Origin of the sequence: Ectothiorhodospira sp. PHS-1, assembly GCF_000225005.1 — a bacterium.
Taxonomy (GTDB): Bacteria; Pseudomonadota; Gammaproteobacteria; order Ectothiorhodospirales; family Ectothiorhodospiraceae; genus Ectothiorhodospira.
In genome coordinates, this window is sequence record NZ_AGBG01000002.1 from 55,931 (window position 1) to 75,581 (window position 19,651).

The window sequence follows — 19,651 nt, forward strand, 5'->3', positions numbered from 1 at the left end:
GAGACTGCCATGACCGGTGAACATATCCGTCAGCCGGTCGGTGATCTCCCCGGCCCCTGGCTGAGCATCATAGGCCTGGGAGAGGAGGGCGTCGAGGCCCTGAGCCCCACCGCCCGCGCCCTGATCGGTGCCGCCGTCCTGGTGGTCGGCGGAGCGCGTCATCTGACCCTGGCCGCGCCCCTGATTCGGGGAGAAACACTGTCCTGGGCCTCGCCCCTGTCCGACACCCTGCCCGGGATCCTCGCCCGGCGGGGACAGCCGGTGGTGGTGCTGGCCTCCGGTGATCCCTTCTTCTTCGGCGTGGGCACCACCCTGCTGCGGCATCTGCCGGCGCGGGAGATGTGCTGCCTGCCTCACCCCTCCAGCGTGTCGCTGGCCGCCGCCCGCCTGGGCTGGGCCCAGCAGGAATGCGCGGTGGTGTCCCTCACCGGTCGCCCCCTGGAGACCCTGCGACCGGCCCTGCAGCCGGGGGGGCGTCTGTTTGTGCTCACCGCCGACCAGGACTCGCCGGGGCAGATCTGCGAGGCCCTGACCCGATGGGGATTCGGTGAGACCGCCGTGACCCTGATGGAGGCCCTGGGCGGTCCACGGGAACGCCGGCGTCATGTCAGGGCACGGGATTTCGACCTCCAGGACGTCCAGCCCCTGAACCTGCTGGCGCTGGAGGTGTTGGCCGAGCCATCCGCCCGCATCATCCCCTTGGCCCCGGGGCTGCCGGATGACTGGTTCGAACACGACGGCCAGATCACCAAGCGGGAGATTCGCGCCGTCACCCTGTCCAGTCTGCGTCCCCGGGCCGGCGCGCTGCTCTGGGACGTGGGGGCGGGTTCCGGTTCCATCGGCATTGAATGGCTGCTGGCCCACTCCGGCACCCGGGCCATTGCCGTGGACGGCCACCCGGAGCGAGCCGCCCGCGCGGCCCGCAATGCCGCCGCTCTGGGTGTCCCCCGGCTGGAGGTGCGGGTCGGTCGTGCCCCCGCCGTGCTGGAGGGGTTGCCCCGGCCGGATGCGATCTTCATCGGCGGCGGCGCCCGCGACGAGGCCGTCATCGACCAGTGCTGGGCCGCCCTGCTCCCCGGTGGTCGCCTGGTGGCGAACGTGGTGGTGCTGGAGACGGAGCAGGTCATCCAGCGGGCCTGGCAGCGCTACGGCGGCACCCTGACCCGTCTGTCGGTGGAACGCCTGGAACCCGTCGGCAGTCTGCACGGTTTTCGTCCCGCCATGCCCGTGGTGCAATGGGCGGTGGAAAAGAGGAACTGATTGATGACCGTACACTTCATCGGCGCCGGTCCCGGCGCGGCGGATCTGATCACCCTGCGGGGCGCGCGCCTGCTGGCCCGTTGCCCCGTGTGTCTCTACGCCGGTTCCATCGTGCCGGCGGAGTTGCTGGAACATTGCCCAGCCGGGGCGCGGTTGGTGGACACGGCACCGATGGATCTGGATGCCATCGAGGCGGAATACGTCCGCGCCCACGAGGCCGGGGAGGATGTGGCCCGCCTGCATTCCGGCGATCTGTCCGTCTACAGCGCCGTGGCCGAGCAGATGCGCCGTCTGGATCGACGGGGCATTCCCTACACCCTCACCCCCGGCGTGCCTGCCTTTGCCGCCGCCGCCGCCGTGCTGGGGCGGGAACTGACGGTGCCGGAAGTGGCCCAAAGTCTGGTGATCACGCGCATGTCCGGACGTGCCTCCGCCATGCCGCCGGGCGAAACCCTGGAAAACTTCGCCCGCACCGGCGCCACCCTGGCCATTCACCTGGCCATCCACCGTCTGGAGGACGTGGTGGCGGCCTTGGTACCCCACTATGGCGAGGACTGCCCGGTGGCGATCGTCGCCCGCGCCAGCTGGCCGGATCAGACGGTGCTGCGTGGCACCCTGTCCGGCATCGTGGCCATGCACCGGGTCGATCCCATCGAGCGTACCGCCCTGATCCTGGTGGGGCCGGCCCTGGGCAGTGAGGATTTTCGCGAAAGTGCCCTGTACAACACGGACTATGTCCGCCGTTATCGTCCCGGTTACGGGTCGTGAGCGGACAGCCCCGGAGCATTCCGATGAACGAAGTCTCACCCAATCGCCCCTTGTCCCCGGAGACCGCTCTGGACACCCTGGGGACCCTGTTGCCAGGCATGCCCCGACTGCGGCAGGGAGAGGTGTGGATCGTCGGAGCCGGTCCCGGTGATCCCGGGCTGCTGACCCTGCATGCCCTGTCGGCCCTGTTGCAGGCGGATGTCCTGGTACATGACGCCCTCATCGATCCCCGTACCCTGGCCCTCGCCCGTCCGGAGGCGGTGCGCATCTTTGCCGGCAAGCGCGGCGGCAGGCCCTCCACCCATCAGGACGACATCACCGCCACCCTGGTGGATCAGGCCCGGCGGGGCTTCCGTGTGGTGAGGCTCAAGGGCGGGGATCCCTTCATCTTCGGTCGCGGTGGCGAGGAAGTGGCCGAGCTGGTGGCCCAGGGCATCCCCCATCGGGTCATCCCGGGGCTGACCTCGGGGCTGGCGGGGCTGAGCGCCGTGGGTATCCCAGCCACCTGCCGGGGGGTGAATCAGGCGCTGTTCCTGGCCACCGGCCATGGTGCTGGCACCCGGCCCACGCCGGACGGCATCGACTGGACCCTGGTGGGGCGTCTGAATCAGCCGGTGATCCTGTATATGTCCCTGCGCAACCTGCCCTTCATCCTGGATGGCCTGGGGCAGGGCGGGATGGCCGACGCGCTCCCGGCGGCGGTGGTCGCCTCCGCCACCACCCTGGAGGAGCGGGTGGTGATCACCACCAAGGGCGAGTTGCTGGAGACCATCCGTCGGGAGGGGCTGGAGGCGCCGGCCATTGTGGTCCTGGGCGAGATCGTCCGTTGTCATCACACCCTGCGGCAGGTAGTGACCCAGGCGGTGGAGTCGGCCTCCGGTCAGGCGTGAGCCTCGACGGGAAAGGCTTGCCCACGACATGCCGCCGTTCAACAATCAGTGCCAGCCCAACGCATCCAGGAGGTTCCATGAGCGATATCCGCAACCGCCTCTCCGCCCTGCAGCGTCGTCTGGATGAACTGCAGGCCGCCGTCGGTGACGACAATCCCCGGGCCACTGAACTCATCGCCGCCCTCGGGGATGATCTGAACCGCCTGTCGGCGGACATGGCCGGTGAAGCCGTCACCACCGAAGACAAGGCCGACGCAAACCCCGAGACCCTGGAGCAGGAAGGCGATGCCCTGAAATGTCCCCGTTGCACCCTGCGGGGACTGTATGCGGTCAAGGGGCGGGTGCGGGAACGTGCTGAAGGGGCCGGGCGCGAAGCCCTGTACCATTGCTGGAGTTGCGGCTATGAGGTGTGGCGGCCGTCATCGGTATCGAACGGCATCTGAGTGCTCATTCCTTATCCGTGATGCCGGTTCCGGGTCCCTGGCGTTGCTCCATGGCGCGACGCAGCAGTGCCGCCCCCCGATAGGCCCCGTGCACGAACTTGCTGTAGGGCACCAGCAGGAAGAAGCCCAGCACCGTGCCCAGGTGCAGGGCCAGCAACAGCCCCATGGCCGCGGTCTCCCGCAGGGCCAGCAGCACCAGGCCGGTGGCGGCCACCGCGAACAGCAGACCCAGCAGGGCGTAATCCGCCGGCAGGGTTTCCGCCGCGGTGGGTGCCGGGTCCCCCCGCCGTTTCACCCACACCAGCCCGGCCGCTCCCGCCATCATGCCGACACCCCCCGCCGTGCCCAGCAGCACCGGCAGGCTGAAGACGGGGTAGGGTGCTTCCAGGGCCAGGAAGTGATGATAGCCGGCCGCCACCGTGGTGGCGGCCAGGCACAGCAGGAAACCGTAGAACAGGGCATGGTGAAAGCCCCGTCGCCATTGGGTAAAGCGCCCGTCCACGTCATTGCAGCCGCCGCCCCCGCCGTCCAGGTTGCGCAGGGTGAGCAGGTCCGCCGCCGCCCGGGGCAGGGCCCGCCACCAGGATGAGGCCGGCGGTGCGCCCCGACCGATGTCCCGCCAGAAACGGGCCACTCCGATCCCCAGGGCCAGCACCGATGCGCCCAGGGTGACCAGGGCCACCGTGGTCATCACCCCCCAGGGGATCACCGCGTAGAAGGCCCCTGCCTCCCGGTGCACGGCAAACAGGGTGTCCCAGGGCACCAGTATCAACGTGAGCAGGGGGATCAGCAGGGTGGCGACCAGGCTCACCATGAGGGTGGCCGGACCGCTGCGGGCCAGCAGGGCGGCGAAGGCACGGGGCCAGGCGTAATGGCGGTAGCTGTCGTGGCGAACCCGGGCCAGGGTGGCGGGCACGTTGATGGCGAATTCGTGGGGCGGAGCATACTGGCAGGCATACCAGCAGGCCCGGCAGTTGTGGCACAGATTGGCCAGATAATGCAGGTCGTCCCGGGTGAGGTCCGGGCGCTGTTCCGAGGCGTGGAACACGGCGCAGTAGCCGGTGCAGTAGCTGCAGACGTTGCACAGGTTCATCACCCGGCGGGCTTCGGCGAGTGTTGTGGAGGCATCCGGGGGACTCAGTTCAGGCATTTTTCTCCCTCGGGGCGCAGTGTCAGGACCCGGCGGGCGGCTTCCTCCCCGGCGATGCGGCCAAACACGGCGCCCACGGTCAGGGCGGCGCCGGCCACGTAGCCGGTACCCAGGACGGTGGGGGCCATGATCATCCCTGCCGCATGAAGACCGTCGCAGGGCCGGCCGTCGACCGTCATGATCCTGGCCCGGGCATCCACCTTGAGGCCGTGGCAGGTGAAGGTGATGCCGGGGGCCATGGTCCAGGCATGGAAGGGCGGGGTGGTCAGGGGCAGGGCGCGGCGGGTCTTGGGCGGTTCCAGGCCCTCGGTGTGGCCGTCCTCCGGGCCATCGGGCCGCAGGGCCGCGTGGTAGCGATCCACCGTGTCCCGCAGGATCGCCGGGTTCAGTGCCAGGGTCCGGGCCAGTGTCTCCACGGTATCCGCCCGGTGGGTGGGATAGATGGAGGGCGGCGCCCGGCGCAGTCCCGCCGCGTCCAGGATCAGGTGGGCCCTGGCACCGGGCAGGCGGGCCACCCGGCGGCCCCAGAAGGAATAGCGGCGCGGGGTGATCTCCGCCCCTTCGTCCTGGAAGCGGCGTCCGTCCCGATCCACCACCAGACCCCAGGGCATGCCGTCCACCCGGGTGACGATACCGCCATCGGCGGCGGGGGCCATGGCATTCACCGCCACCAGATGGCAGGCCCCGGGAACCCCCGCCGGCGCCGCGCCCTGGGCCAGCAGGGACAGCAGGATCTCGCCCCGGACATGGGGGCTGCCCCGGACCAGGAAGGCCGCGGCATCGATGCCCCAGGTCCGGGACAGGGCTTCGGGGTTGGCCTGATAGCCGCCGCTGCAGATCACCACGGTGCGGGCCGAGAGGGTCAACGATGCGCCTTCCCGGCATGCCGGAAGGTGGTGGTGGTCCGCGGCCCGTAGCCGGACATCCAGAACCTTCGTGTCGTGCAGGATCTCCACCCCCAGGTCTTCGGCGGTTCGGGCCAGGGCGTTGATCATGGCCCTGCCGCCGCCCAGGAAAAAGGCGGTCTTGCAGGACCAGGGAAGCATGCCGTCGCCGGTGGGCTGGAACCTCACGCCCTGGGCCTGCAGCCAGTCAGGTAATTCCCGGGAACGCTCCGCCATCAGACGGGCCAGATCTTCATCCATCTGGCCGCCGCCGACCCGCCGCAGGTCGGTGAGAAATTCCTCCACGGTATAACGGCCCGGGAACAGGGGGGAGGGGGCGTCGTGGACCAGACGCAGGTTGCGGGAGTGACGGGCGTTGCCTCCCAGCAGATAGCGGGGGGCGCTGTCCACCAGCTGCACCGAGGCACCGGCCCGGCGGGCGGCGAGGGCGGCACAGAAGGCGGCGATGCCGCCGCCGATGACCAGGACGTCGTTCATGACGGGGGCAGGGCGCCCATGGGGCGGCTGATGTCCCAGAGCCGGTCCAGGTTCAGATCCTCTTCCAGTTGCACTGCCAGGGTGTCCAGGGTGGACTGGGTCTGCCGGGCATGGTGCAGCTCGCCGGCCTCGCCCCCCATGCGCTTGAGCCAGTGGCTGCGGAATCCATCCCCGGCGAAGAGACCATGCACGTAGGCCCCCATGACCCGTCCATCGGCAGACTCCGCCCCTTCCGGCCCCTCATCCAGCATGAGCCAGGGGCGGGCCAGTCCCGCCCCCGTGGTGCGTCCCATGTGCATCTCGTAGCCCTGCACCCGTTGGCCGCTGCGACGATCCAGTTGATCCAGGTCCAGCAGGCGCTTGTCCCGGGTGATGGTGGTCTCCAGATCCAGCAGCCCCAGGCCCGGTGTGTCGCCGGGCGGTCCTTCCAGACCCTGGGGGTCCCGCACGACCCTGCCCAGCATCTGGTAGCCGGCACACAACCCCACCACGCCGCCCCCCTGGCGCACGTGGGCCAGGATGTCGATGTCCCAGCCCTCCCTTCGCAGCATCTCCAGGTCGGTGCGGGTGGCCTTGGACCCGGGCAGCAGGACCACGTCCGCCGCCCGTGGGATCGGTTCGCCGGGATTGACCCAGCACAGGTTTACGCCCGGTTCCGCCGCCAGCGGGTCCAGGTCGTCGAAATTGGCGATGCGGGACAGCCGGGGCACGGCGATCAGCAGACCCGATCCCGTGCGGGATCTGCGTTGTTCCAGGGCCAGGGAGTCCTCCTGGGCCAGCCGGGCGGCGCCGTCGAACCAGCGTACCAGGCCCAGGCAGGGCCAGCCGGTGGCTCCGGTCATGTCCTCGCGGGCGGGATCGAAAATCCGCGGATCGCCACGGAAGCGATTGACGATGTAGCCGCTCACCCGGTCCCGCTCCGAGGCGGTCCACAGCTGATGGGCCCCCAGCACCGAGGCGGTCATGCCGCCGCGGGCATCCTCCCCCAGCAGGGCCACGGGGATGTCCGCCGCCTCCGCCAGACCCATGTTGGTGATGTCCCGGGCCCGCAGATAGCGTTCGGCGCCGCTACCAGCCCCTTCCACCAGCACCAGATCCGCCTCGGCGGCCAGGCGCCGCAGGCTGTCCAGGACAGCGGGCATGAGGCCGGGCTTGAGATCCTGGTAATCCGCGGCGGCCCAGCTACCGAGCACGCGACCGCGCAGCACCACCTGACTGGTCAGGTCGCTCTGGGGCTTGAGCAGGACCGGATTCATATGCACCGAGCAGGGGGCGCCGCAGGCCAGGGCCTGCAGGGCCTGGGCCCGGCCGATCTCCCCCCGGGCAGGGCTGCCATCGGGACCCGGCGGAGCGTCCGCGTCGATGGTGACGGCGGCGTTGTTGCTCATGTTCTGGGCCTTGAAGGGCCGCACGGTCAGACCCCGGCGGGTATAGGCCCGGCACAGGCCCGCCACCAGCAGGCTCTTGCCCACGTCGGCACTGGTGCCCTGGATCATGAGGATGCGGGCGCGGGCCGGTGTGGCGTTCGGGAGTGGGGTGAAGGGTAGTGAGGGCATGGTCTCTACCGAGCCAGGGCCAGCAGGGCATCCAGGTCCAGGTTCTCCTCGCAGTGGTCCGCCAGGGCCTCCAGGGCCGCTTCCACCCGCGCCTCGTAATCCAGGGCGGAGGCCTGGGCACCCACCCGGGACAGCCAGGCGGCCCGGAAGCCGTCATCCCCGAAGATGCCGTGGACATAGCCGCCGGTGACCCGGCCGTCGGCGGACACCGCGCCTTCCGGCCGCGGGTTGCCGTTGCCGTCATCCAGCATCAGCCAGGGCCGTTCCAGGCCGGGGCCGTGGGTGCGCCCCATGTGCATCTCGTAACCGGTGACCCGGCAGCCGCTCAGGGTGTCCCGGGCACCCAGTTCAATGAGCTTTTTCTCGGCGCCGATCTCTGTTTCCACGTCCAGCAGGCCCAGCCCGGGGGTTTCTCCCGGTTCACCCTCGATGCCCCGGGGGTCCCGCACCACCCTGCCCAGCATCTGGAAGCCGGCGCACAGGCCCACCACCCGGCCGCCCTGGCGCGCGTGGGAGAGGATGTCGATGTCCCAGCCTTCCCGTCGCAGCACTTCCAGGTCGGCGCGGGTGGCCTTGGAGCCGGGCAGGATGATCACGTCGGCATCCCGGGGGATGGGATTGCCCGGCTTCACCCAGCGCACGCTCACCCCGGGTTCCGCCGCCAGCGGGTCCAGGTCGTCGAAGTTGGCCACCCGGGAGAGCTGGGGCACCGCGATGTTGAGACCCCGGCCCTCTCCGTCGGCGGGACGTTCCAGGGCCAGGGAGTCTTCCGCCGGCAGGCGGGTGGCCCCCTCGAACCAGCGCAGCACCCCCAGCGAGGGCCAGCCGGTGCGCTGGGTCATCAGTTCGCAGGCGGGCTCGAACAGGGAGAGGTCGCCCCGGAACTTGTTGATGATGTAGCCCACCACCCGGGCCTGCTCGGATTCGTTGAACAGGGCATGGGTGCCGACGATGGCGGCCAGGGCGCCGCCCCGGTCGATGTCCCCCAGGATCACCACCGGCAGATCGGCCAGTTGCGCCAGTTTCATGTTGGTGATGTCGGACTTGCGCAGATACACCTCGGCGCCGCTGCCGGCCCCTTCCACCAGCACCAGGTCCGCCTGGGCGGCGGTGCGGTGGAAGCTGTCCATCACCGCCGGCAGCAATTGGGGCTTCATCTTGTGATAGACCTTGGCCCGGCAGTTGCCCAGCACCCGCCCCCGTAGTACCACCTGGGAGCCGATCAGGGTTTGGGGCTTGAGCAGCACCGGATTCATGTGGATGGAGGGCTCCACCTTGCAGGCCCGGGCCTGCAGGGCCTGGGCGCGACCGATCTCTCCGCGGGGAATCTGTCCGTCAGGCCCCGGCGGCAGGTCGCTGTCCCGGGTGACGGCGGCGTTGTTGCTCATGTTCTGGGCCTTGAAGGGCCGCACAGTCAGGCCCCGGCGGGTATAGGCCCGGCACAGGCCGGCCACCAGCAGGCTCTTGCCCACGTCGGAGCTGGTGCCCTGGATCATCAGCGCCCGGGCCTTGCGGGGACCGGGATCGGGCAGGGCGGGAAAATCGATGGGGGCGGTGGGATCTTCGATCACGGGGGATACCTGGGCAGTGACGATAAAGGCGATGGGTCAAGATACAGGCAGGCATTTGGCTTGGGCAAGGCGATGCCTTGAAACGACGAAGGGCACCCCGGAAGGTGCCCTTGCGTCAATGACGGACCTGGCTGTCGTTAAACGGCGTCTCAGGCGTTTTCCTTGATCTTCTCCTTGATCTTGGCGTCATCCATGCTCTCGGGCAGCTGCTGGTCCCCGCCGCCGCAGATCTTCACCTGCTGGGCGGTGCTGGAGGTGTTCTCCGGCAGCTGCTCGTCGCCGCCGCCGCAGGCCTTGAGGGCGGCGCCCTTGGCACCGGCCCGCTTGCGGGGCGGTGCACTCTTCCACTTGATGACCTGTTCCTCAAGCTGCGGCTCGGGCTTGACCAGGGTGCGGGAGGTGTCGAAGTTCCAGTTCACGGTCTTTCTGGACTGGGGACCCCAGTAACCGGCCTTGCCCAGGTCGTAGAAACGGCGCTCGAAGGCGCTCTTCAGGAACGCCTTGAGGCAGCCCAGCAGGTACTTGCGGCGCAGCGGGTTTCTTTCCCACGGATAGCCGAGGAAGGCCTTCTTCATGTAGAAGCGGCGGTAGTTGTGCATCACCCGGTCCAGCAGTTCGCCGCGGGTCATGGCCTTGGGCTTCATGATGGGGGTCACGAAGTTGTACTTCTCGAAGTCGAAGATCTCCACCTTGTCCTTCATCTCCGTGTACAGGTCGGAGAAGGGCCAGGGGGTGAACATGGCCCAGTTGGCCATGTCCGGGTTCCAGTCCATGCACAGCTGGAAGGTTTCTTCCAGGGTCTCGGCGGTCTCGTTTTCCAGGCCGACGATGAACTGGGCCTCGGTGACGATGCCGGCATTGCGCAGCAGTTCGATGGCCCGCTTGTTCTGGGCCACGGTGGTTTCCTTGACGAACATGTCCAGGTTGAGCTGTGCCGCCGCTTCGGTGCCCAGGGAGATATGGACCAGGCCCGCCTTGCGGTAGAAGGGCAGCAGGTCTTCGTCGCGCATGACGTCGGTCACGCGGGTGTTGATGCCCCAGAGCACGCCCAGATCGCGGTCGATGAGTTCCTGACAGAACTCCACGAACTTGGCCTTGTTGATGGTGGGCTCCTCGTCGGCGAGGATGAAGAAGCCGACGCCGTGTTCCTTCACCAGGATCTCGATCTCATCCACCACCTTCTTGGGATCGCGCACCCGGTAGTCACGCCAGAACTTCCACTGGGAGCAGAAGCTGCAGGTGAAGGGGCAACCGCGGGCCATGTTGGGGGTGGCCACCGGCACGCCCATGGGGATGTAGATGTATTTCTTCCAGTCCAGCACGCCCCAGTCGGGGATGATGGAGTCCACGTCGCGGATGGTGGGCGCGGCGGGGGTGGCGACCACCTTGTCGTCTTCGATGTAGGCGATGCCCTTGATGTCCTGACGGCCCGATTCCCAGCGGCCCTCGTCCACGGCACGGACCACTTCCAGCACCACGGCCTCGCCTTCGCCGCGCACGATGGCGTCGATCCAGGGGGCTTCGGTGAGCACCTGCTGGAACATGAAGGTGGCGTGGATGCCGCCGAGCAGGGTCACGGCGTTGGGGCAGGCCTCCTTGGCGATCTTGAGGGTCTGTTCGGCCTTGTAGATGGCGGGGGTGACGGCGGTACAGGCAATGATGTCGGGCTGAGCTTCGGCAAAGATCTTGCGCAGATCTTCATCCGGGGTATCGTCGGTCATGGCATCGACGAAGACGTATTCGGTGTACCCGTGGGACTTGAGGTAGCCGGCCAGATAGGCCACCCAGGCGGGGGACCACTTGCCGGCGATTTCGGCGCCCCCGGAGTGGTAATTGGGATGGACGAAGAGGATTCGCATACATTGCTCCCGCGAAAGGATTTATCACCCCCGGGTTTCCCCGCAAGTGAAGAAGACAGGCGGGGCGTTCCTAAGTTCCCCGGAATGCCTGATCGTACCCGTGGATTTTTGGCACTGTCAACCTTGATGGACAGCTTGACATGCGCTGCGTCAAGGGCTTGTATCATCCAGGTTCCCGAGGGCACCGGTCTTGCAGACGGTGCGGTTGCGTCCCTCGCTCTTGGCCTGGTAGAGGGCCTCATCGGCCAGGCCCAGCATTTCATCCAGACTGCTGTCCCTGTCGGCGGCGCAGGCGCCGATGCTGAGGGTGACGGGCAGGGCGCCGGCCCGGGTCACGATCGGGGTCCTGCATAGCTGCTGGCGCAGTTTGTCGAACAGTTGCCAGGGATCGGCACCGACCGGCATGGCGGCAACGATCAGGAACTCCTCGCCCCCCAGGCGCCCGACGGCATCGTAGGATCGCACGCTCTCGCGCAGCAGGTGGGCAATCCCGCACAGGACCTCATCGCCGGTCTGATGGCCGTGGGTGTCGTTGATGATTTTGAACCGGTCCACGTCACACATGCCGATGGCCAGCATTTCACCATTGCGAATGCAGCGTTCCCGCTCCCGTTCCAGGTGTTCCAGGATGGCTCGGCGATTGGGAAGACCGGTGAGGGGGTCATGGGTGGCCTGGTAGGCCATGTCTTCACGGCTCTGCAACAGGGCGTCCTGGAGCCGGATGATCCGGATGCCCACGCCCATCCTGGCCCGCAGTTCACCGGCATCGAAGGGTTTGACCAGGTAGTCGTCGGCACCGTTGTCCAGGGCGTGGATCAGGTCGGCCTTGGTATCCCGGCAGGTCAGCATGATGATGAATGTGGGCAGCTCGGTCCGCAGGCCGCGCACCTTGCGCACCACGTCGATGCCGTCCATCTCCGGCATCATCCAGTCGAGGATCGCCAGCCGGGGGGCATCGGGCATCTGCAGTATCCGCCAGGCTTCCATGCCGTCCCGGGTCTCGATCACCTCATGCCCCGCTTTCTCCAGCAGCGATACCAGCAGGGTGCGGGAGGTCAGGTCGTCCTCGGCAATCAGGATGCGCACCGGCGTGTCACCTCGGATGGTCATGCCGTTTCGGCATCGGGTCGTGGATCATGATCGGACATCTCCCGCAGCACAAGCCGCAAGGCCTCCAGCAATTCGTTACATTGCTGTTCAAGATCCGGCAGCAGGGCGGCCGCGGCCCGGATATCGTCGTTTGCGGCCGTCTCCAGTCGTTGGGCAGCCAGGCGCAGGCACTCGCCTCCCGTGCTGGCGGCGGCACCCTTGAGGGCATGGGCTTGCCGACGGACCTGTTCCGGCGTGCTGCCGGGTGTGTTCAGCAGCCGTTGCAGTGTCTCGACCTGACGGGGCAGGTCTGCCCGCGCAGTTTCCAGTACCTTGCGAAGCAGATCCCGATCCCCCTGCAGGCGCCGCTCCATGCCCGGCCTGTCGAAGATCAGAGTACCGGGTGCGGGTGATGGCCGTGTCGATACACCGGATGGGGGTGACTCATTCCCCGGATCCCGGCCGAGCCATGGCCGCAGTGTTCGTGCCACGACCTCGGGGGTCAGCGGTTTGCCCAGGTGTCCATCCATGCCCGCTTCGCGACAAAGGGCCTGATCCTCGGGGTTGCTCTGGGCGGTCATGGCGATGATCGTCATGTTCCGCGCGGTCGGGCCGGCTTCACCGCGGCGGATGCGTCGGGTCACCTCCAGGCCGTCCATGTCCGGCATCTGGATATCCAGCAGCAAGAGATCGTAGTCGCGGTCCCGCAGGGTCGCCAGCGTGTCCCGGCCGCAAGGCACGGAATCCGCCGTCAGCCCCAGCTTGCCCAGGATGCCCATGGCCACTTCGCGATTCACCGGGTTGTCATCGGTGACCAGGATGCGAATGTCGGGATTGCCGGCGCCGTCGAGTTTCCGTTCCGGCGCGGTCTCAAACCTTGCCGGGGTGGCGGCCTGGAGCGGTACCGTGAACTGGAATGTGGAGCCCTGTCCCTCCCGGCTCTCGACCTGGATATCTCCGCCCATGAGCGCCACCAGTTGCCGGCAGATGGCCAGCCCCAGTCCGCTACCGCCGTAGCGGTGGGTGGTGGAGGCATCCACCTGGGTGAATTTCTGGAACAGCAGGTCCAGCTTGTCCGCCGCGATGCCGATCCCGGTATCCGCGACCGCGAATTGCAGCAGCCCGCGTCCCTGTTCCCGTGCCTGTCGGCTGACCGTGATCCGTACGCCGCCTGTGTGGGTGAACTTGACGGCATTGCCGGTGAGGTTGAACAGGACCTGGCGCAGCCGGGTCGGATCCCCGACCAGCCATGCCGGTACATCCGGTTCAACGTGACACTGCAGCGTGAGGCCCCGGGCATGGGCGGTGGGGATCAGGGTTCCGGTCACGCTGTCCAGCAGCTCCTGCGGGGAGAAGGGGATCTCCTCCAGTTCCAGTTTGCCGCTCTTGATGCGGGAGAAGTCCAGGATGTCGTTGATGAGGTCCATCAGCGTTCTTGCGCTGGAGAGCAGGGCACGGACGTATTCGGCCTGCCGGGGTGCCATCGGGGTATCCTTGAGCAGTTCCGCCATGCCGATGATGCCGTTCATCGGGGTGCGTATCTCATGGCTGATGTTGGCCAGGAAATCACTCTTGGCCTGGCTGGCCATGAGGGCGGCCTCCTTGGCCCGCACCAGCGCCTGCTGGGCCTGATGACGGGACGTGGCGTCATGGATGATGGAAAACAGCAGGGTCTGCCCATCCAGGTCCAGTGGCGTGGAATGGATCTCCACATGGCGGATGTCGCCGTCATGCAGACGATGTTGAAATTCAAACTGATTGCAGATTTGTTGCAGGGCCTGCTGCATCGCCAACCTGATTTCCGCCTCCTGCCGGTTGTTGATCTGGAATATGCTCATGGTGCGCAGCGTTGCCGGCTCATGACCGTAGAACCGGACGGCGGCGGGGTTGGCATCGACGATGCTTCCGTCACGGGGGTTGATGAGCAGCATGACGGCGCTGTTGTTCTCGAAAAAACTCCGAAAGCGCCGCTCACTCTCCCGCAGTTCCCTTTGCTGTTCACGGATGCCGGCATCGGTCCGCCGTAGCAGCACAATCAGGAACCCGAGCAGGCCTCCCAGCAGCACCAGGGTCCATGCGCCGGACAGACCCAGAACCCTGCCGTGGGCCGCCTGGAGCTCGGAAATGTCATGCAGCAGCAACAGGTTGCCGATCCGGTACCCGCCGGCGTCCTGGAATGGGAGAGCCGTCAGGCGCCAGTGCCCGTCCCTGAAGGGGATGTCCCGCAAGGCATGCATGGGTGGCGCGGCGACGAAGGGCGCGAGGATCTCCCGCAGCAGCGGGTCGGAGGCATAGAGAAGCGTACCGGACCGGGGGCGATGTCCGCTCGACCCATCGCCGCCCGGTTCGGATGCCGGTGCGATGAAGGCCAGTTCCATGTCCGGTCGCAGATGGCTGCCGGCAAGCACCTGATCGAAGGACAGTGCAAGTTCCAGGGTGCCGAGCCGCCGTTCCCGGGCGTCCAGGATCGGGCGGGTGGCCTGCATGAGCAGGCTTCCTGTCTCGTCCAGCACCAGTCGTGATGGTGCCTGGTCTCCGCTCGGCGGGTATCCCCAAAGGGGTTGGAGTTCGGCGGGCATCCGGGCCGTGCAGGCCCGGCACTCGCCTTGCGGGGTCAGCAGGGCCGCGTAACGAAATGGGTGGAGCGAGGCGAACTGATGCAGCAGATCGCGGGCGTCTCCTGTTGTCGCGGTGTCATCGGGTTGGCGCAGTGCCCGCTCCAGACTCGGGTGCTGGATCAGCAGCCCGGCACTCGTGTTCAGGATGCGCGTCTGCTCGCCCTGGAGATGGCGGATATCCCTCAGCACCCCGGTGTAGGCCTCCCGGCTGGATTCCCGGAGCTGTTCGGACTGGAGCCAGAGGACGATCAGATTGAAGCCGCTCACCAGCAGGATGAGCATCAGCACCAGCGGGATCAGCAGCCGGCCAAGGATGGGTCGGGGGGATTCGTGGAGCCGGTGGGTGGAGACGAGGGCGGCGGCAAATCCGATGAACAGGCTCCAGAAAAAGCCCAGGGGGAGGGCTGCCCGACCGGCAATGTCCTGTTTCCACGCGCCTGCATCCACGTCGATGCCCAGGATGGCCGGTATGTTGTCGGTGTCGGGATCATGGATGGGCAGGATGGCGCTGACCCAGGTGCCCCACTCGTCGGTCAGCGGGCCTTCCACGAAGGGTCTGCCGTGTTCGAATGCGGCGGCAAGCTCTGCCGAGTGCTCTTCAAATATCGAGCCGGGTGGCAATTCAGTCCATTCTTCCCAGGGGGCGAATGGCTGATCCACCAGGAAAACCACCCTGCCGGTCGAATCCAGCCCCAGGAGATAGAGATAGGCATAGCGCTCGTTGTCCAGGCGCGCCCGCATCAGCGCGGACTGCAGCGAGCGGAAGGCTTCCAGTTCGGTGTCGTCGGGGTGGCCGCTCAGGGCGCGGATCTACTCGATGTCCAGGCCAAGCTGGACCCTGCCCGCCTTCTCCAGCAATTCCTGGCGAAGTTTCAGGTCGATATGCTGGATGGCGATGCCGCCCAGCAGCAGGCCGATGCCCATGGTGATCGCCATCACCACCAGGGCGTGGCGGAGAGTCCAGCGATTCATCCTTACCCCGATTGTTGAACCGATGGCTTAACCAATATTTCCGGGGTGGTGCAGACGCACCGGATGATTGAGGACATTGCGCGGAAGAACGGCGCCCAGCCCGTCCATGCGCGGGGTCACGGTTCCGGCTGTGCGTCCTCGGGCCGGGCCACCCGGTAGCGGGTCTGTTCATGACCGTCCCACAGGACCGGACGTTCCAGCCATTTCTGGATGAAGTGCCAGGACTGGCGGTAGCCGTCATGGGGCAGGGTGCAGTCGCTGCAGTCCTTGCGTCGCATGCCCCGTGGGTCGGTGAAGACCGTGTAAGGCCCGGGACATTCATAGGCAATCAGCGGGCAGTAGCAGAACAGACAGTTGAACTCCCGGCTGACACCCTGGTGGCAGGGCATGAACGGGCAGGCGCTATTGGTAAAGCCCTTGTAGGCCTCGTTTTCGGTGCTGTCTTTGGGCTCCATGATCTCCTCCGGGGGCCTGCGCGGGAGGGCAGGTTTGGGGATTGCCGGCCGGTTGTCAAGCCGGCGCGGGTTCGGGGAAAGTCCGACGACTGTACTATGCTTCATGCAGGGCGGATGCCCGTTTCCGTGGCAAAAAGCCGGTCGCGCACAGGAACTGTGCACGGCGGGTGACGTCCAACCGGAAAGACAGGCCACGGGTCAGGCTTGAAAAAGTACCCGGGCAGCTCATCCACCTTCCCGTTCAGGTTGCCGGCAAACCGGGCCCCTGCCCAGGGGCGGTCTGGCGGGTTGAGTGCGACGGATATTCGGCTGTGGTCCCTATCTTGCATAGGTCAACGCAGTGTCATCTGACTCCATAACGAGGGGGTGATTGCGATGGATTCGGCTGAAGCCTTGATTGCGCAGTGCGCACGCGCCTATCAGAAACGCCAGGAGACGGAGATGTCCCTGGGTGAATACCTGGAGGGATGCCCCGATGATCCGATGCGCTATGCCAGTGCCGCCGAGCGACTGGTGGCCGCCATCGGCGAACCCAGGGTGCTGGACACCGCCAAGGATGAACGGCTGGGGCGCATCTTTCTCAACCGCACCATCAAGATCTATCCCGCCTTCGAGGATTTCTACGGGATGGAGGAGACCATCGAGCGCATCGTGGGCTTTTTCCGCTATGCGGCCCAGGGTCTGGAGGAGCGCAAGCAGATCCTCTACCTGCTCGGTCCGGTGGGGGGTGGCAAGTCGTCCCTGTCCGAGCGCCTCAAGGCCCTGATGGAGACGCATCCCATCTATGTGCTCAAGGCCGGTGACGAGATCTCGCCGGTGTTCGAGAGCCCCCTGGGGTTGTTTGACCCCACCGTCATGGGCGAGACCCTGGAACAGCGCTTCAACATCCCCCGGCGTCGGCTCAACGGCCTCATCTCTCCCTGGGCGGTGAAGCGCCTGGACGAGTTCGGCGGCGACATCGCCCGCTTCTCCGTGGTGCGTCTCTATCCGTCTCGCCTGCGCCAGATTGCCGTCTCCAAGACCGAGCCCGGGGACGAGAACAACCAGGACATCTCCTCCCTGGTGGGCAAGGTGGACATCCGCAAGCTGGAGCTCTACAGCCAGAACGATACCGATGCCTACAGCTATTCCGGCGGCCTCAACCGGGCCAACCAGGGGATGCTGGAGTTCGTGGAGATGTTCAAGGCGCCCATCAAGATGCTCCATCCGTTGCTCACCGCCACCCAGGAAGGCAACTACGTGGGCACGGAGAACATCGGCGCCATCCCCTATCAGGGGATCATCATGGCCCATTCCAACGAATCGGAATGGCAGAGCTTCAAGAACAACAAGAACAACGAGGCCTTCATCGACCGCATTTCCGTGGTCAAGGTGCCCTACTGCCTGCGGGTCACGGAGGAGGAGAAGATCTACGAGAAGCTGATCCAGTCCAGCGAACTGGCGGACGCCCCCTGCGCCCCGGCCACCCTGGACATCCTGGCCAAGTTCTCCGTGCTCACCCGCCTGCGGGAGCATGAGAATTCCAACCTGTTCTCCAAGATGCGGGTCTACAACGGTGAGAGCCTCAAGGACACTGATCCCAAGGCCAAGTCCATGCAGGAGTACCGGGACGTGGCCGGGGTGGACGAGGGCATGGACGGGGTCTCCACCCGCTTTGCCTTCAAGGTGCTGTCCGAGACCTTCAACTACGACACCCAGGAGGTGGCCGCCGATCCGGTGCACCTGCTCTACATGCTGGAGCAGTCCATCCGCCGCCAGCAGTTCCCGGAGGACACGGAGCGGCGCTACCTGGAGTACATCAAGGCGGAACTGGCGCCCCGTTATGCCGACTTCATCGGCCACGAGATCCAGAAGGCCTATCTGGAGTCCTACAGCGACTTCGGCCAGAACCTGTTCGAGCGCTATGTCTCCTACGCCGACGCCTGGATCGAGGACCACGACTTCAAGGACCCGGACACCGGCCAGTTGCTGGACCGTCAGGCCCTGAACCAGGAGCTGAGCAAGATCGAGAAGGCGGCGGGCATCGCCAATCCCAAGGACTTCCGCAACGAGGTGGTCAAGTTTGCCCTGCGGGCCCAGGCCAGTCAGGGGGGGAAGATGCCTTCCTGGACCTCCTACGAGAAGATCCGGGAGGTGATCGAGAAGCGCATGTTCAGCCAGGTGGAGGACCTGCTGCCCGTGATCAGCTTCGGCGCCAAGACGGACTCGGACATGGAGCGCAAGCACACCGAGTTCGTCCAGCGCATGGTGGAGCGTGGGTACACCGAGCGGCAGGTGCGCCGTCTGGTGGAATGGTACATGCGGGTCAAGCAGGCGGGCTGACGGCCCTGCCTCGGGAGTGCCACAGTGGTCAATATCGTCGACCGGCGTCTCAATCCGAAGGACAAGAGTCTGGCCAATCGCCAGCGTTTCATCGGCCGCGCCCGGCGTCAGATCCTGGACGCGGTACGGGACGTCTCGGCCCGGCGCAAGGTGGCGGACATCGGTCAGGGGGGCGAGGAGATCAGCATTCCGACCGATGGCCTGCAGGAGCCCGGTTTTCGCAAGGACGGCGGCAAGGGCCTGCGCCGCCACGTGGTGCCCGGCAACAAGCAGTACGTGGCCGGAGACGCCATTGCCCGGCCCGAGGGTGGACCGGGGCAGGGCGGTCGCGGCGGCAGTCCCCAGGGGGAGGGGGAGGATGCCTTCCAGTTCACCGTCAGCCGGGACGAGTTTCTGGATCTGTTCTTCGAGAACCTGGAACTGCCAGACCTGGTGCGTACCCAACTCACCAAGGTGGAACAGCAGGGTCTGCAGCGGGCGGGCTATTCCGTCTCCGGTTCCCCCTCCAATCTCAACCTGGCCCGCACCATGCGCAACTCCCTGTCCCGGCGCCTGGCCCTCAAGCGTCCCCGGCGGGAGGAGACCCGGGCCCTGGACGAGGAGATCGACCGCCTGGAGTGTTCCGGCAAGGATCCGGAGCGTCTGCGGGCGCTGATTCGGCTACGGGAGGAACAGGTCGTCCGTGCCAAGCGGATCCCCTATATCGACCCCATCGATCTGCGCTACAACCGCTTCGACCCGGTGCCCAAGCCCATTTCCCAGGCCGTGATGTTCTGTCTCATGGACGTCTCCGGCTCCATGACCGAGGACATGAAGGACCTGGCCAAGCGCTTCTTCATGCTGCTGTACCTGTTCCTGCAGCGCCGCTACCAGCATGTGGACATCGTCTTCATCCGGCACACCCATATTGCCCAGGAGGTGGACGAGGACACCTTTTTCTACTCCCGGGAAACCGGCGGCACCCTGGTCTCCCCGGCCCTGGAGGAAATGGAGCGGGTGTTGCGGGAGCGCTATGACCCGGCGGACTGGAACATCTACGCCGCCCAGGCCTCCGACGGCGACAACACCCCGGCGGACAACCCAGCGGTGGTGGATCTGATGGAATCGGTGATCCTGCCGGTGTGCCGGTACTTTGCCTACATCGAGGTGGCCGAGGAGCGGGGCTGGGAGATGACCACGGACCTGTGGCAGGTCTACGAGCGCCTGGTGAAGGCCGGCCGGCCCCTGGCCATGCGCAAGGTGAAGTCCCGGGCGGACATCTTTCCCGTGTTCCGGGATCTGTTCACCCCGGTGGAATTGCGGCGGTAGGAGGCGGC

15 protein-coding genes are annotated in these 19,651 nt (G+C 66.7%); 6 read left to right on the plus strand and 9 right to left on the minus strand.

Going from position 1 to position 19,651, the window contains the following annotated elements; genetic code table 11:
- Positions 1 to 9: 9 nt before the first annotated feature.
- The 4 genes from ECTPHS_RS01035 to ECTPHS_RS01050 all read left to right on the plus strand — a co-directional run bounded on the left by ECTPHS_RS01035 (position 10) and on the right by ECTPHS_RS01050 (position 3,361).
- A complete protein-coding gene (locus ECTPHS_RS01035; protein ID WP_008930810.1) occupies positions 10 to 1,260 on the plus strand; it encodes a bifunctional cobalt-precorrin-7 (C(5))-methyltransferase/cobalt-precorrin-6B (C(15))-methyltransferase in 1,251 nt (416 codons plus the stop codon).
- Positions 1,261 to 1,263: 3 nt separating this feature from the next.
- The gene (gene cobM / locus ECTPHS_RS01040; RefSeq protein ID WP_008930811.1) at positions 1,264 to 2,028 is read left to right on the plus strand and encodes a precorrin-4 C(11)-methyltransferase; all 765 of its coding nucleotides are present in this window, start codon (positions 1,264 to 1,266) and stop codon (positions 2,026 to 2,028) included.
- 23 nt (positions 2,029 to 2,051) lie between these two features.
- Positions 2,052 to 2,918, plus strand: coding sequence for a uroporphyrinogen-III C-methyltransferase (cobA, locus tag ECTPHS_RS01045; RefSeq protein WP_008930812.1), 867 nt, complete (start codon positions 2,052 to 2,054; stop codon positions 2,916 to 2,918).
- A 77-nt stretch (positions 2,919 to 2,995) separates the two neighbouring features.
- Positions 2,996 to 3,361 (plus strand): hypothetical protein, encoded by a 366-nt coding sequence (locus ECTPHS_RS01050; protein WP_008930813.1) that lies wholly within the window; start codon positions 2,996 to 2,998, stop codon positions 3,359 to 3,361.
- A 4-nt stretch (positions 3,362 to 3,365) separates the two neighbouring features.
- Here ECTPHS_RS01050 and tcuB read toward each other — a convergent pair whose 3' ends face one another.
- From tcuB to ECTPHS_RS01090, 9 genes are all read right to left on the minus strand, one after another.
- Positions 3,366 to 4,511 carry a tricarballylate utilization 4Fe-4S protein TcuB gene (gene tcuB, locus ECTPHS_RS01055; RefSeq protein WP_008930814.1) on the minus strand — a complete coding sequence of 382 codons (1,146 nt, stop codon included), beginning with the start codon at positions 4,509 to 4,511 and terminating at the stop codon, positions 3,366 to 3,368.
- Positions 4,499 to 5,893 carry an FAD-dependent tricarballylate dehydrogenase TcuA gene (gene tcuA / locus ECTPHS_RS01060; RefSeq protein ID WP_008930815.1) on the minus strand — a complete coding sequence of 465 codons (1,395 nt, stop codon included), beginning with the start codon at positions 5,891 to 5,893 and terminating at the stop codon, positions 4,499 to 4,501. The genes tcuB and tcuA overlap by 13 nt, the downstream gene beginning before the upstream one ends.
- Positions 5,890 to 7,449: a cobyric acid synthase gene (locus tag ECTPHS_RS01065; protein WP_040404691.1), complete on the minus strand. Its 1,560-nt coding sequence runs from the start codon at positions 7,447 to 7,449 to the stop codon at positions 5,890 to 5,892. Before ECTPHS_RS01065 ends, tcuA begins: the two co-directional genes overlap by 4 nt.
- Positions 7,450 to 7,454: 5 nt before the next feature.
- On the minus strand, positions 7,455 to 8,945 hold the full coding sequence (locus ECTPHS_RS01070) for a cobyric acid synthase (protein ID WP_168044632.1): 1,491 nt from the start codon (positions 8,943 to 8,945) through the stop codon (positions 7,455 to 7,457).
- A 224-nt stretch (positions 8,946 to 9,169) separates the two neighbouring features.
- Positions 9,170 to 10,879, minus strand: coding sequence for a magnesium-protoporphyrin IX monomethyl ester anaerobic oxidative cyclase (bchE, locus tag ECTPHS_RS01075; protein ID WP_008930818.1), 1,710 nt, complete (start codon positions 10,877 to 10,879; stop codon positions 9,170 to 9,172).
- Positions 10,880 to 11,029: 150 nt separating this feature from the next.
- Positions 11,030 to 11,989: a diguanylate cyclase gene (locus ECTPHS_RS01080; RefSeq protein ID WP_008930819.1), complete on the minus strand. Its 960-nt coding sequence runs from the start codon at positions 11,987 to 11,989 to the stop codon at positions 11,030 to 11,032.
- Entirely contained in the window at positions 11,986 to 15,327 is a 3,342-nt protein-coding gene (locus ECTPHS_RS13830; protein WP_008930820.1) for an ATP-binding protein, read from the minus strand. Before ECTPHS_RS13830 ends, ECTPHS_RS01080 begins: the two co-directional genes overlap by 4 nt.
- A 69-nt stretch (positions 15,328 to 15,396) precedes the next feature.
- The gene (locus tag ECTPHS_RS14740) at positions 15,397 to 15,558 is read right to left on the minus strand and encodes a hypothetical protein (protein ID WP_008930821.1); all 162 of its coding nucleotides are present in this window, start codon (positions 15,556 to 15,558) and stop codon (positions 15,397 to 15,399) included.
- Positions 15,559 to 15,674: 116 nt separating this feature from the next.
- Entirely contained in the window at positions 15,675 to 16,013 is a 339-nt protein-coding gene (locus ECTPHS_RS01090; RefSeq protein ID WP_008930822.1) for a cysteine-rich small domain-containing protein, read from the minus strand.
- Positions 16,014 to 16,388: 375 nt separating this feature from the next.
- Here ECTPHS_RS01090 and ECTPHS_RS01095 point away from each other — a divergent pair, with 375 nt between their 5' ends.
- Both ECTPHS_RS01095 and ECTPHS_RS01100 read left to right on the plus strand, forming a co-directional pair.
- Positions 16,389 to 18,335 (plus strand): PrkA family serine protein kinase, encoded by a 1,947-nt coding sequence (locus tag ECTPHS_RS01095; RefSeq protein ID WP_008930823.1) that lies wholly within the window; start codon positions 16,389 to 16,391, stop codon positions 18,333 to 18,335.
- A 24-nt stretch (positions 18,336 to 18,359) separates the two neighbouring features.
- Positions 18,360 to 19,643 carry a YeaH/YhbH family protein gene (locus ECTPHS_RS01100; RefSeq protein WP_008930824.1) on the plus strand — a complete coding sequence of 428 codons (1,284 nt, stop codon included), beginning with the start codon at positions 18,360 to 18,362 and terminating at the stop codon, positions 19,641 to 19,643.
- Positions 19,644 to 19,651 lie beyond the last annotated feature (8 nt).